This window comes from Luteibacter sp. dw_328 (assembly GCF_018449605.1).
Classification (GTDB): Bacteria; Pseudomonadota; Gammaproteobacteria; order Xanthomonadales; family Rhodanobacteraceae; genus Luteibacter.
The window spans coordinates 28,879-41,644 of the sequence record NZ_JAAVUW010000011.1 but is presented as its reverse complement, the minus strand read 5'-3'; the positions used below and the strand labels follow the sequence as shown (position 1 = coordinate 41,644).

Here is a 12,766-nt window from a genome sequence, read left to right as displayed (position 1 = left end):
ATGCACGCCTGTTCAATCCTTCGCCCGCCTTCGGGAGTACCGTGACTACGGGCAGGATGTCCGGCTCGCAACCGCGTTCCGGTCACGTCACAGGCAGGGGTGTCATATCGATGGTTCTCGAACACCGTACAATCGGTGACTTTGCGGTCGGCCGTTACGTGGCCGGGGTTGTGCTGTGCCTGGCGCTTCTCATCGGCACAGGCCCCGTGTACGCCCAGGCACGCAGCACGGTGACGGCGCCCGACAGCATCGCCACCCGGGTCATGGCCTGCACCACCTGCCACGGCCTGCGCGGCGAGGGCAGTAACGACGACTACTTCCCCAGGCTGGCGGGCAAACCCGCACGCTATCTGTACAACCAGCTGGTCGCCTTTCGGGACGGGCAGCGAAAGTACGCGCCCATGAACTACCTGCTCGAGTACCTCCCTGACGCTTATCTCCAGGAGATGGCCGAATACTTCGCCGAGCAGCAAACGCCCTTCCCGACGCTGCCCAAGCCCGATGTCTCACCGGCCGTGATGGCCCTGGGGCAGAAGCTGACCCTGGAAGGCGACGATCGCAGGCATATTCCATCGTGTGTCGCCTGTCATGGCGCCTCACTGACGGGTGTCTCGCCCGATATCCCGGGGTTGCTCGGACTGCGCACCAAGTACATCAGCGCCCAGCTCGGCGCCTCGCGCTACGGCGCACGCGTCTCCGCGAAGCCCAACTGCATGCAGAAGATCACCGTCCTGCTTTCCGATGCGGATATCGCCGCGGCCGCGGCGTACCTATCGTCCCTGCCCTCGCCACCGAACCCCGCGCCGGCCACCGAAGGTTCGCTCAAGCTGGCACTCACTTGCCAAAGTAGTGAAGCCCGATGAGAACGCATCGCTGGTTCGCGCTCGGATTGCTGGTTCTGGCACAGGCCGGATACGGACAGGACACGTCGATCGTCGCGCGCGGTGAATACCTGGCACGCGCCTCCGACTGCATCGCATGCCATAGCAACCCGGGAGATAAGCCCTTCGGTGGTGGCCGCCCCATGTCGACGCCCTTCGGCACGCTCTATTCGCCGAACATTTCGCCCGACCGCGCCACCGGCATCGGCGCGTGGACTGCCGACGAGTTCTACAACATGATGCGCACCGGCCGCTCGCGGTCGGGCATGTTGCTTTACCCCGCCATGCCGTTTGCCGCTTACACGAAGATGACCCGGCCGGACATCGACGCTATTTTCGCGTACCTGAAAACGGTGCCGCCGGTGCATCGGCCCAACACCGCGCAGGACCTCCGCTTTCCGTATAACAACCGCACCCTCCTCCTTGGGTGGCGCACGCTTTACTTCACCGAGGGCGAGTACAAACCCGATCCGTCGAAGTCGAGCGACTGGAATCGCGGCGCCTACCTCGTCGAGGGACCCGGTCATTGCGCGATGTGCCATACCGCCATCAATGCCCTGGGTGGCAGCTCCGCGTCTGCGGCGTATCAGGGCGGACTCATTCCCATGCAGTACTGGTACGCGCCCTCCCTGACCTCCAACCATGAGGCCGGACTGGGCGACTGGAGCATCGCGGACATCTCCGACCTGCTACAGGCGGGCGTTTCCGCGCGCGGCGCGGTCTACGGTCCCATGGCCGAAGTCGTCCATAACAGCCTGCAGTACCTCTCCGACGCCGATATCCGGGCGATGGCCGTGTACTTGAAAGCCCTGCCAGCTACCGGCGCATCGAGCGCGCCCACGCAGGCCGAGGTGCAGGACAAGCTTCGCCTCTTTCCGCTGGGCAAGAAAATCTACGCAGCCCAGTGCGCCACCTGTCACGGCATGCAGGGTGAAGGCAAGGGATCCGACTTCCCGCCGCTGGCCGGCAACCAGTCGATCCAGATGACCTCGTCGGTCAATCCGATCCGCATGGTTCTCAACGGCGGCTATCCGCCCGGGACGATACGCAACCCCCGGCCGTACGGCATGCCGCCCTTCGCACAAGGACTGTCGGACGAGGAAGTCGCTGCCGTGGTCACGTATATACGCACCGCCTGGAACAACCGTGGCACCGCCGTCACCGACGCGGACGTCAACGCGTTGCGTTCGGCGCCGCTGGATTAAGAGGACAGCCTGCATGAGCGATATCGACAAAGAACCTGGCAGCGAAGACAAACGTGTCGATGAGATCGTGCGTGCCGGTCCGCGGGGCGCCTTGATGGTCGCCGGCGTCGCTGTCGCCGTCGTCTTCCTGATGTGGTTCCTCTTCTACTTCTTCGCCTTCCTTCCGCGTGGCGTCATTTTTCACTAAGGACTCGTCATGGCCCGAGCGGTTCCCGCAGATCCACATGATGGCGAAGCCGTCGCCAAGCGCATCGAGAATCGTTGGGCGCTCACCATGGTGGGTCTGGTCGCGTTGCTGGTAGCGATGGTGATCTTTACCGGGCTCCACTGGGCGACGATGCCCCCTTCGCGCGTCGAGACAATCAATCCTTCCACCCTGCATGTCTCCGGTGAGTTCGTCGAGAGCAATCTCGGCAGCGCCGTGGAGACGGACGGATCGGTCACCGTGCGAATCGTCGGGCAACAGTATTCCTTCACGCCTCAGTGCATCGTCGTTCCCTCGCGCACACCGGTCACCTTCCGCGTGACGAGTGCCGACGTCATCCACGGCATGCTCATCACCGGCACGAACATCAACTCGATGGTCTCACCCGGCTACATCTCTACCTTCAAGACCCGCTTCGAGAAGCCCGGCGACCACCTGATGCCTTGCCACGAGTTCTGCGGCACGGGGCACGAGGGCATGTGGGCGAACGTCAAGGTGGTCGAACCGGACGCCTTCGCCAGACTGGTCGGCCCGACGAGGAGAGCCAGCTGTGATCTATAACAAGCGACTCATCCTCGCGCACTTCTGGCTGGCCTTCGCGCTCTTCGGCGTGGCGATCCTCCTGGGTGAATGGCAGATGTTCATCCGCAGCCCGTTGCATGGCTGGCTGCGCAACGCGGACCTCTATTACCGGTCGGTCACGGCGCACGGCACCGTCATGGGCTATGTGTTCCCAACCCTGGTCGCGATGGGGTTCGGCTACTTCATATCCGAAGCGGCGCTGGGGCAGCCGCTTGTCGGCCGGCGGTGGGCCTGGGCCGGCTATTACATGATCATCATCGGTTCGGTGGCCGCGGTCGTGCCTGTCGCCATGGGGCTGGATTCGGTCCTGTACACGTTCTATCCGCCGATGATCGGCAACGCGTTCTACTACATTGGCGTTGTCCTGGTGGTGGTCGGCTCCTGGGTCTGGGTCGCCTTGATGGGCATCAACCTGTATGTGTGGAAGCGTGCCCATCCCGGCGCACCGGTTCCCCTGGCCATGTTCGCCAATGTGGCGGGCGCCTATCTTTGGGGATGGACCGCCGTTGGCGCGGCGCTGGAACTGCTGTTTCAGATCCTGCCTGTCGCCCTCGGTTTCGCGACGACGATCAATGCCGGACTTTCGCGTGTCCTCTTTTCGTGGACGCTCCACGCCATCGTCTATTTCTGGCTGATGCCGGCGTACATCGCGTTTTACACCATCGTCCCCCGTGCCATTGGCGGGCGGCTGTACAGCGATTCGATGGCGCGCATCTCGTTCGCGCTGTTCCTCGTCTTCGCGATGCCCATCGGTATCCACCATCTGTTCGCGGATCCGGAAGTGGGTGCCGGGTTCAAGGTGGTCCATTCCATCTTTACCGCCATGGTCGCCGTGCCGACCCTGCTGACGGTGTTCACGATTTGCGCGTCGGTGGAGATCGCCGCTCGCCTTCGCGGCGGCAAGGGCCTGTTCGGTTGGGTCAAGGCACTGCCGTGGGCGAATCCACAGATGCTCGCGCTGGCCCTGTCCTTTGTGATGCTCGGCTTCGGTGGCGCCGGCGGGCTGATCAACATGAGTTACCAGCTGGATTCGACCATCCACAACACGCAGTGGGTGACCGGGCATTTCCATCTGATTTTCGGCGGCGCGATCGTCATCATGTATTTCGCTCTCGCCTACGATCTCTGGCCGCACCTCACAGGCCGCGCACTGCTGAATCTTCGGCTCGTGCACTGGCAGTTGTGGTTGTGGTTCATCGGCATGATCGTGCTGACCTTCCCCTGGCATTACGCCGGACTGCTGGGCATGCCGCGACGAATGGCCTTCTACGACTACACCGCGCCAGGCATGTTCGCCGAGGGTGTCTCCGTCGTGATGTCGACGATCGGCGGTGCGATCCTCGTGGTGTCGGCGGCGTTGTTCCTCACGGTGCTTATCCGGAATCATTCGGCGGCGCGGGTGGATCCGGAGCCGTTCACTTTCAGCCGCGCGGTGCATGAGCCGGTGTCGCTTCCCTGGGCACTGAACGGGCTGGGACTGTGGTTGGGCCTCATGATCGCGCTGACGATCACCAACTACGGCTACCCGATCGTGCAGCTGATGATGACGCCTGAGGGACGCGTTCCGCCCGTGTTCGTCGGAGGAAAGCCATGAGCGGCCCACTTCTGCGCAATCGCTGGTTCGTCGGCAGTGTCGGCGGAACGTTCCTGCTTCTCGTGTTTTCGGTGTTCGTCGGTTTCGTCTGGCTCCCCTCGGCCCAGGACGATTCCCTGTTCAAGGGATTGCTCAATTCGATCTGTAGCGCCGCCGGTGTGCCCCGGTCGTGGTTGGGTGAGGCCAGTGCCCCGGTAACGTCCCCGGTGAAGGTCTCGGAGGTCGTCATGACGCCGACCACCCTGGACGAGCCGTCGTCGGGCGGCGGCGTGGGTCGGGGCGCCACCTTGGCACTCCGTTGCACCATGTGCCATGGCTTGCGCGGCGTCAGCACGTCGCAGACACCCACCCTGGCCGGCCAGTACGCCTCGTCCCTCTACAAGGAACTTCGCGACTTCCAGAGCGGCGCACGGGCGAGCGCCGTGATGGCGCCGCTGGTCGCCGAACTGCACGACCAGGACCTGCGCGACCTCTCTGCCTATTACGCCTCCCTGCCCCGCCAGCAGTCACCCGCCACGCAGGACCTGCAGTCGGCACCGGACATCGTCGCCACCGGTGCGCCCATGCGCAACATTCCGCCTTGTGGATCCTGCCACGGCAGATTGACCGCCAAGTTGGGCGTGCCATGGCTGGATCCGCAGCCGCGCGATTACCTGAAGACGCAGCTGGAAGCGTTTGCGCACGGCACGCGGCGTAATGACACCAGCGCGCAGATGCGCAACATCGCGCGGAACATGACGACCGAAGAGATCGACGCCTCGGTTGATTATTATTCGGGAACGCGCTGAGCGAGCGACGGCTTCTCGACCTCCCTGAGTTTGAGCATAATCGTCGGGCCGCATGCCGCGGCGGTGCCCCAGGGTTTCCATGGATAAGGTGACTGGCGTTGCATTTGGGTTGAGGCTGGCTGCGGCCTTTACGATCGCCTCGACGTTGTCGGCTTGCTTAAGGCCGCCACGGCCGAGTACCCCCGAGCTCACCCGCATCGTCATCGATGACGACTGGGACGGGTACAGCAGCATTACGCCCGTCCGCTCCCACTGGGTGGTCGAGCCGGCAGGGACCGGATTCATCCTCTACGGTACGCACAGTCAGCAACATATCCCGCTGCCCGCCGACCAGGGTCGAGCGGCGGACCGCGACGTCACCAACGTCCCACCGCAGGTCGTACCCACATCGACCGTCGATGCGCTGCTGCGTGCCATGCGTGCACCACCTCAACCGAGCATCGATCTGGCGGTGTTTGGCCCTACCGTGAACCATGCCGCCGCTTCGATTGACGAGACCGTGCAGAGCCTGACGGCCCTGGGTCCGCCCGCGCCATTGCAGCAGCGCATCGTCAACTGGGGAAATGATCTGCGACAGCCTCAGCGGCTGGCGGATGCGATCAAGTCGGGCATGGCCACCTATCACACGGATGATTACCCCCTGACGCGGGTTGAAGCGAGCTTCGCTGACGGATCGAGGCTGGTGTCCTCTTCCGATTCGCAGAACGTTCTCATGCTGCCGTGGCGCGACACTACCGGTCGAAAGTCGTTCTCGGCGGATTTGCCAAGAGCTCTGGCAGCGCTGCTTCCGCCGGTGTCGACCAACCATATGCGATTGTCAGGACCGCCGTCGCAAGAGGACTTTGACGACGCGCTTCGCAAGGGGATAGCTAAGGACTACCACCGGTTCAAAATGCAGATCCTCATGCCCGCTGCGTACGCCTCGATACAAACACGCCTCGTCATCGACGACGTCGACCTGGACAACATGGCCGGTGCGGACGGAACGACCTTGAGTTCATTGTTCATCGCCGTGAAGATTCCCGGCGGCCCGCCAAACCTCAGCCTTATGACGCCACTGCAGGTCAAAGGAGGGGCTCTGGCGACGCCAGAAGATCTGGGCGTCATGACGGATGAGTTGGACACGGTCGTTGGGGCAACAGCGCTGCGCCAAGCGATGCAAACGGCTCCGAGTGATGCGTTTCGCATCCTGAGAGACAGTGGCATGCCGTCATTCGAAGCTTCGGAGAAGAAGCGATTCATCGCGCGCATGGGCGAAACTCACAAACTGCCCGAACTCGTTAGCCACCCGGAGCTCCTCGACGGCGCCGTGATGGTGACCGAGGATGACGGCCCGTTCATCAAAGGCCCGCGAAGCAGAGGCTCGATCTACTGGGTGGCCCTGCGCGACCAGCGCACGGTCGCGTTGACGCGCCTGGGCGTTTGCAAGAATTCCGACGACTGCATCGTCAAGGTCTATGATTCCGAAGGAAAGGCCCTCTAGACATCACACCCGAACAGATCGATGCACCGGTGAGCTAGTACGCCGGAGATCAATGAACCTGAGGGTCCTGGCCACCACCCATGTCCATGTCTGTATCCATGTCTTCATCGGGCGGAGCCTGCGCCACCATTGCTTTATAGGTCGTCGGAGTAAGCTCCGGCAGCTTTTGCAGGAAGGCGACCATGCTCCAGATCGTCATGTCGTCGTGACTGCCACCCCAGGCAGGCATCGCACTCATCTTGATTCCATGCTTGATGACCCAGAACGCCTGAGCGGGCTCGACCCTTGTCTGCGAGAGGTTGGGCGGCTGCGGGTACAAGCCCGGACGTAGTTCGGAGTCTTTCTGCCCGGGCTTCAGATGGCACTCGGTGCACATCGCCGCGTACTGCCCGGCACCTTTGAGGATCAGTTGTGGATCGGACAGATCGGGCACTCTGATGCCCGAGGCGTACGCCTGGATCGACCGTTGTCGCAGCGCTTCCAGTACCGCGTAGGTCGCCTTGCTGTGCGGGTCGTCAGCACCGATGTTGTACGCGCCCGAATAGACAAACGCGGCGGCGCCCAGGGCGCCCATCGCGGCTACGCCGGCGACGGTAGCGAGGATGGTGTGCAAGCGATTCACGGATCAGGTCCTTGGAACCAGGGGAAGGACGCCGAGGTTAAGCCGTCGATCTGCAGGCCCTCAACTCTGGAGTCCGGTACACGCGGCCTGTAGCAGGTTCAAGCATAATCACCGGGCCGCATGCTGCGGCTGTGCCCCGGAGTTTCCATGGATAAGGTTACTGGCGTCGCGCTTGGGTTGAGGTGGGTCGCGGCCTTTACGATCGCCGCGACAGGTTCGGTGCCCAGCAAGGCTGCGGAGCCGGTGACTTCCGCGGTGACTCGCCTTGTCATCGACGACGACTGGGCTGGCCTCAACCCCACATCGCCGCACCTCGCCCACTGGGTGATCGAGCCGCAGGGATCGGGATTCGTCCTCTCCGGGACGTACAGTCGACAACACATGGAGACACAACCCCATTACTCGCGGACGGACCAGCGCGACGTCACCAATGTGTCCGCCCAGCCAGTACCCGCAGCAGCCGTAGACGCGCTGGTCCGCGCCTTGCGAGCGCCACCGCAGCAGACGGTTGACCCCACCGTGTTCGGCGCGGCGATCGATCACGCTGGCGAGACGATCGACGAAACGGTGCAGAGGCTGATGGCCCTGAATCCGTCGCCGGCGCTGCAACAGCGCATCCTGGATTGGGCGACCAACCTGCGGCAGGGCGACCCCTTGGCCCATGCGATCACTGTGGGTGTGGCCACCGACTCGCACTCGGATGACTACCCGCACACCCGCGTCGAGGCGAGCTTCGCCGACGGATCGAGCCTGGTGTTCCGTTCCGGCTCGCAGAATATGTTCCTGCTCCCGTGGAGCGACGCCTCAGGACACACTACGTTCTCCGCGGAGTTACCTCAGGCACTCGCCGTTGTGCTTCCGCCGACGTCCACCAATCGAGGGCGACTCTCCGGGAAGCCTTCCCCGGACGAATTGCACGATTACCTCGAGACGGGAATGGGTGAGGATTACGCCCTGTTCCAGGTACAGATCGTGGCGCCGCAGGCCTATGCGGCACTGACGTCGCGCTTCACCATCCGCGATATCAATCCGGTCGATATGACATCACACGGGCTTTTTGTCACCGTCAGCCTTCCCGGTGGGCCGCCGAACCTGAGCCTCCGCACGAAGCTCGCCATAAAGGGGCCGGCATTGGCGAAGCCCTCGGACCTGGACGGGATGATGGGTGCCTTGAACACGGCTGCTACCGCGACGGGATTGCATCAAGCCATGCTGTCGGCTCCGAAGGATGACTTTCGCATGGAGCATGGCATCGGCATTCAGCCATTTCATGCGGAAGCAAAGAAGCAATTCGTCACCCAGATGGCCGAGGCCCATAAGCTGGCTGAGCTCGCAACGCATCCGCACCTTCTCGACGGTGCTGTGATCGTGATGCAGGGTGGTTGCCCAACGTACTGGGTGGCGCTGCGTGATCACCGTGCCGTCATGTGGAAGCGCTACGTCGGATACCGTGCGACCGGTCATCGACTCTGTGCTGGCGTGCCCGTTCCGGACGAGGATTGGCGAAGCGCGGGGAACACCGATGAATGCTTCGGCAAGGTCTATGACGCTGCCGGGAAGGCTTTATAGCGTTATGGGTCGAGCCGCATGATCATCCGGCCGCGCGAAACGGCTGTGCCACGGAGTGTCCATGGACAAGGTTAACGGGCTTGGGATCGGGCTGAGACTGGCCGCTGCTTTGGCAATCGCCACGACGATGTCGTCCTGCACGAAGCCCTCGCGGCAGGAGGGCTCCCTGCATCCACCAGCCGGCTCCGCCGCACTCACTCGTATCGTCATAGACGACGACTGGGACGGCTACAGCCCGCTTACGCCGATTCGCTCGCATTGGGTCATCGAGCCACGCGGATCGGGTTACGTTCTCTACGGGACGCGTAGCCAGAGCCGGATCCCACAGGGCTCCGACGACGGCAGCCGGCTGCCGGCGCGCGACATCACGAACGTCCCAGCCGAGAGCATTCCGACCCCGGCTGTGAATGCCCTGGTACATGCCTTGCGCGCGCCAGCCCAATCTAGCATCGACCTCGCCCTGTTTGGCTCAACCGTGAATCACGCCAGTACGATGATCGATGAGCAAGTAAAGGGCATGGTGGCCCTCGCTCCATCGCAGGCCTCGCGACAGCGCATTGTGGATTGGGGAAACCGCGTGCGGCAGGGGAAGCCGCTTGCCGATGCCGTCACGTCGGGTGTGGACAGTGCCACTCACTCGGATGATTACCCCCACGCACGCGTCGAGGCGAACTTCACGGACGGCTCGAACGTGGTGTTCTCCTCCGACTCGCAGAACACGCTGATGCTGCCATGGCACGATGACTCCGGTCGCAAGACGTTCGCGGGTGAGCTATCCCAGGCGCTTGCTGGCGTGCTTCCGTCAGCGTCGACCAACCGAATCCGTTTGTCACTCATGCCTGCGCAGGGAGACTTCGACGGCGCCCTTCGAGCAGGAATAAGGGACAGTTTCACGCGGTTCAAGGCGCAAATCATCGCGCCCGAAGCCTACGCCTCGCTGCAATCGCGCTTCGCCATCGAGAGCGTCGAAACGGACCCTTTCCCCAGCGATTTCGACTCGACCTCGGATACGTTGCTGGTCTTGTCAGGTCTCCCGGCTGGCCCGTCGAACCTGGTTGTCTCCGCGTCGCTGAAAGCCAAAGGATCGGCGCTTGCAAACACCGCTGATCTTGATGGGATAGCGACCGCATTGAATACGGCCGTTACGTCGACCGCGCTTCGCCGCGCCATACTGGCCAATCCTGGCGAGCAGTTCCTGATCCAGCATGGCGTCGGTGCGAGGACATTCGACGACGGAGCCAAGAAGCGATTCATCATGCAGATGAGTGAAGCAAACAAACTTCCGGAGCTTGGGGCACACCCGGAGCTGCTTGACGGTGCCGTGTTCGTGATGGAGAGCGACGACGTGTTGATCAAAGGACCGCGGACTAGAAGCCCGACCTACTGGATTGCCCTGCGTGATGGCCGCGCTGTTGCACTGACGCGATTGGGAGTTGGCGGGAACGACGATGCGCACCCCGTTCGCGTCTATGACACTGATGGACATGCCCTGTAGGAACCGCTGAGAAACTATGGAATACCGTTTCCCCAAATGGAACTCTTACGCTCTCTTGAGCCTTATCGTGCTTGTTTTCGCCGCGGGGCTGTACGCCGTTGCCGCTGCACCAACGCGCCCGAGCATGGGGTCAGCTATTGCTTGCAGCGTAATCGGAGCTTGTTTAATGACCCTTCTGGTATGGGGATACTTATACGCACGATCTTTCAGCATCAAGATCGACGCTGAGGGCCTGACCATTGCCACCGTATTTCGCGCTCGAACGATTCCCTATGCAACGATCAAGCAGGTCGTTACGGTCACGGCATTGCGTGGTGGAACGGACGCATGGCTGCTAGATGGCAGCGATGCTGTCATCGCCAAGGTGGATGGTGGGCTCGTTGGGTTTGACAGACTACTCGTCAGTCTGGGAGCCGTCTTACAACCCCATAAGGCACTTTTTTACCGGCGTGAAAGCTTCGGGCCCTGGGAAATGCAGGTCGCAGGCGACTCATATTGGGCGCCATACGAGGCGCCGAAATTTGCACGATCGAGTGAGCACCGTCTTAGGTACGCCATGTCGATCGGATGCGTCATCATTGCGATAGCGGCTGCACTTTCGTGGCTTGCAGACCACGGGATTCTGCCAACGCATTAGTCATCGAACCTGGCTTTTCCTTCAGGATGCCAGATTGCCTGACGCCCTCTACTTGCCTTGGCGCGTCCAACTTGGAAAATCCCAATCTGATTTCGGCGCGACCACCCATCCTGCGATCCGTTTAAGCAGGAGCAGTGTGGCTACCGCCGAGGCGATGACGGGCAGACTCGCAACGAGTATCCCGAAAACATGCTGTTCCAAGGGAAGAGCCCGGCGAAGCTCGTCTTTATAAAGAAACATGGGCCAAAGCACGGCAATGAAAACACTGATGTACACGACAAACATGATGAACCGAGATCGCCCGTCAAGAGTGATCCATGCTCCACAGCGAGGACACTTGTATTGCTTTCTGCTGTAGGCGGGCAGGCACTCAAACAATGTGGGGTGAATGGCTGACCCACAACTTGGACACATCATTTCATTGCGCATGGCTCCCTCACAGTCTCGACCATCGACCCGCGTCCTGGACCTTCAACTCCCTCACGTTCCCCGCTGCGACCATTTTCAGCGACATCAAAGTGCCTCGCTGGATATAGATTCCGGCGGCGCGCTGCCTTCCAACTTGACGTTGAAACGTCGGGCAAAATCGGAAAGCGCCGCCTCCTGGTCCTTAGTCAAAAGATCACGCCCGAAGAACCACGCCGCACGCGGCGTCACGTAGACAAAGCAAGTCCTCGCATCGAATTTGATGCGATGGATTGCCGACCAAGGGAGACGAGTGACGATGGCCCCGTTTGCGCAAGCAGCGCCCTCTTCGTCGAAGCTGAAGACAGGTGCGCCTGAGTCTCTCGTTGCGCGCAGCGTCCTCCATGATTGGAGCGCAAAAAGGAAGGGCAACATCGCAGCGACCCATCCCAATCCGCCCAACGCCGCGAGCCATAGCGGGGCAGGATTGTGAAAGGAGAACGTGATGAGCACGAACATGAAGGCGACGGTGACGTAGCCTGAGGGAGCCGAAAACCAGAGTTGGGCCGCGATGGCGAATGTGCGGAAGAACGTCCGCGGCGCTGTTACGGTGATTGCCACGGTCGTGATGATCCTTATCGTTCCCCGGGCGGAATATAAGGGCATTTCCGTCCGTCGACAAACGCCCACAAAAAAACCCGCTTTCGCGGGTTTCTCTGCGATCCGGTGAGGTCTCCGGATCTATGTTGGTGCCCAAGGGGGGACTCGAACCCCCACAGCCTAAGCCGCTACCACCTCAAGGTAGTGCGTCTACCAATTCCGCCACCTGGGCATAACTTTTACAGCGTGTTGCGGTGTCGCTGATTACTTCTTGGCCGGCTCGGCGGGTGCCCTGGTGGCATCCTGCTTTGCGGCCGGAACATCGGTGTTGTTCGCTGCCGGAGCGGTAACGACGGGTGCCTGCGGCACGTCCGACGCGACCGGCTTCACCGGAGCGTTGTTGGCGGGAGCGGCCGGCACGGTAGCACCAGACATCACGCCAAGATCCGCGGCCGGCTGGGGCGTGCCCGAGCGACCGAGGTAGATACCCATGCCCAGGCTAAGCACGAAGAACAGTGCCGCCAGGACTGCCGTGGCGCGCGTCATGAAGCTTGACGAACCACGTGCACCAAACACGGTAGCGGACGCGCCGCCACCGAAACCCGAACCTGCATCCGCACCGGCGCCGCGCTGCATAAGAATCAGCACGATCATCGCTGCCGCGACCAGGATGTAAAGAACGCTGAAGAGGATGAACATA

13 protein-coding genes and 1 tRNA gene are annotated in these 12,766 nt (G+C 62.0%); 10 read left to right on the top strand and 4 right to left on the bottom strand.

Annotated elements, in window-relative coordinates:
• Window positions 1–110 precede the first annotated feature (110 nt).
• The 7 genes from HB634_RS21965 to HB634_RS21935 all read left to right on the top strand — a co-directional run bounded on the left by HB634_RS21965 (window position 111) and on the right by HB634_RS21935 (window position 6,738).
• Complete coding sequence (locus tag HB634_RS21965; protein WP_213950116.1) at window positions 111–863, top strand: c-type cytochrome; 753 nt, start codon at window positions 111–113, stop codon at window positions 861–863.
• The gene (locus HB634_RS21960; protein ID WP_213950115.1) at window positions 860–2,086 is read left to right on the top strand and encodes a c-type cytochrome; all 1,227 of its coding nucleotides are present in this window, start codon (window positions 860–862) and stop codon (window positions 2,084–2,086) included. Before HB634_RS21965 ends, HB634_RS21960 begins: the two co-directional genes overlap by 4 nt.
• Before the next feature lie 13 nt (window positions 2,087–2,099).
• Window positions 2,100–2,273 (top strand): hypothetical protein, encoded by a 174-nt coding sequence (locus HB634_RS21955; protein ID WP_213950114.1) that lies wholly within the window; start codon window positions 2,100–2,102, stop codon window positions 2,271–2,273.
• 9 nt (window positions 2,274–2,282) lie between these two features.
• A complete protein-coding gene (locus tag HB634_RS21950) occupies window positions 2,283–2,852 on the top strand; it encodes a hypothetical protein (protein ID WP_213950113.1) in 570 nt (189 codons plus the stop codon).
• A complete protein-coding gene (locus HB634_RS21945; RefSeq protein ID WP_213950112.1) occupies window positions 2,842–4,467 on the top strand; it encodes a cbb3-type cytochrome c oxidase subunit I in 1,626 nt (541 codons plus the stop codon). The genes HB634_RS21950 and HB634_RS21945 overlap by 11 nt, the downstream gene beginning before the upstream one ends.
• Entirely contained in the window at window positions 4,464–5,255 is a 792-nt protein-coding gene (locus HB634_RS21940) for a c-type cytochrome (protein ID WP_213950111.1), read from the top strand. The genes HB634_RS21945 and HB634_RS21940 overlap by 4 nt, the downstream gene beginning before the upstream one ends.
• 79 nt (window positions 5,256–5,334) lie before the next feature.
• A complete protein-coding gene (locus tag HB634_RS21935) occupies window positions 5,335–6,738 on the top strand; it encodes a hypothetical protein (protein ID WP_213950110.1) in 1,404 nt (467 codons plus the stop codon).
• A 49-nt stretch (window positions 6,739–6,787) separates the two neighbouring features.
• On the opposite strand, the gene HB634_RS21930 is transcribed toward HB634_RS21935, so the two are convergent.
• The gene (locus HB634_RS21930; RefSeq protein WP_345777526.1) at window positions 6,788–7,360 is read right to left on the bottom strand and encodes a cytochrome c; all 573 of its coding nucleotides are present in this window, start codon (window positions 7,358–7,360) and stop codon (window positions 6,788–6,790) included.
• A gap of 147 nt (window positions 7,361–7,507) precedes the next feature.
• Between HB634_RS21930 and HB634_RS21925 the strand changes: the two genes are divergently transcribed.
• The 3 genes from HB634_RS21925 (at window position 7,508) to HB634_RS21915 (ending at window position 11,061) form a co-directional block, all read left to right on the top strand.
• Window positions 7,508–8,929 (top strand): hypothetical protein, encoded by a 1,422-nt coding sequence (locus HB634_RS21925; RefSeq protein WP_213950109.1) that lies wholly within the window; start codon window positions 7,508–7,510, stop codon window positions 8,927–8,929.
• Between the two features lie 61 nt (window positions 8,930–8,990).
• Window positions 8,991–10,424, top strand: coding sequence for a hypothetical protein (locus HB634_RS21920; protein ID WP_213950108.1), 1,434 nt, complete (start codon window positions 8,991–8,993; stop codon window positions 10,422–10,424).
• Between the two features lie 166 nt (window positions 10,425–10,590).
• Window positions 10,591–11,061 (top strand): hypothetical protein, encoded by a 471-nt coding sequence (locus HB634_RS21915; RefSeq protein WP_213950107.1) that lies wholly within the window; start codon window positions 10,591–10,593, stop codon window positions 11,059–11,061.
• A gap of 513 nt (window positions 11,062–11,574) precedes the next feature.
• Here the strand turns inward: HB634_RS21915 and HB634_RS23085 are convergent.
• From HB634_RS23085 to secG, 3 genes are all read right to left on the bottom strand, one after another.
• Window positions 11,575–12,087 carry a YcxB family protein gene (locus tag HB634_RS23085; protein ID WP_213950106.1) on the bottom strand — a complete coding sequence of 171 codons (513 nt, stop codon included), beginning with the start codon at window positions 12,085–12,087 and terminating at the stop codon, window positions 11,575–11,577.
• A gap of 126 nt (window positions 12,088–12,213) precedes the next feature.
• Window positions 12,214–12,298, bottom strand: a tRNA-Leu gene (locus tag HB634_RS21905).
• 32 nt (window positions 12,299–12,330) lie between these two features.
• The gene (gene secG, locus HB634_RS21900; protein WP_213950105.1) at window positions 12,331–12,765 is read right to left on the bottom strand and encodes a preprotein translocase subunit SecG; all 435 of its coding nucleotides are present in this window, start codon (window positions 12,763–12,765) and stop codon (window positions 12,331–12,333) included.
• Window position 12,766 lies beyond the last annotated feature (1 nt).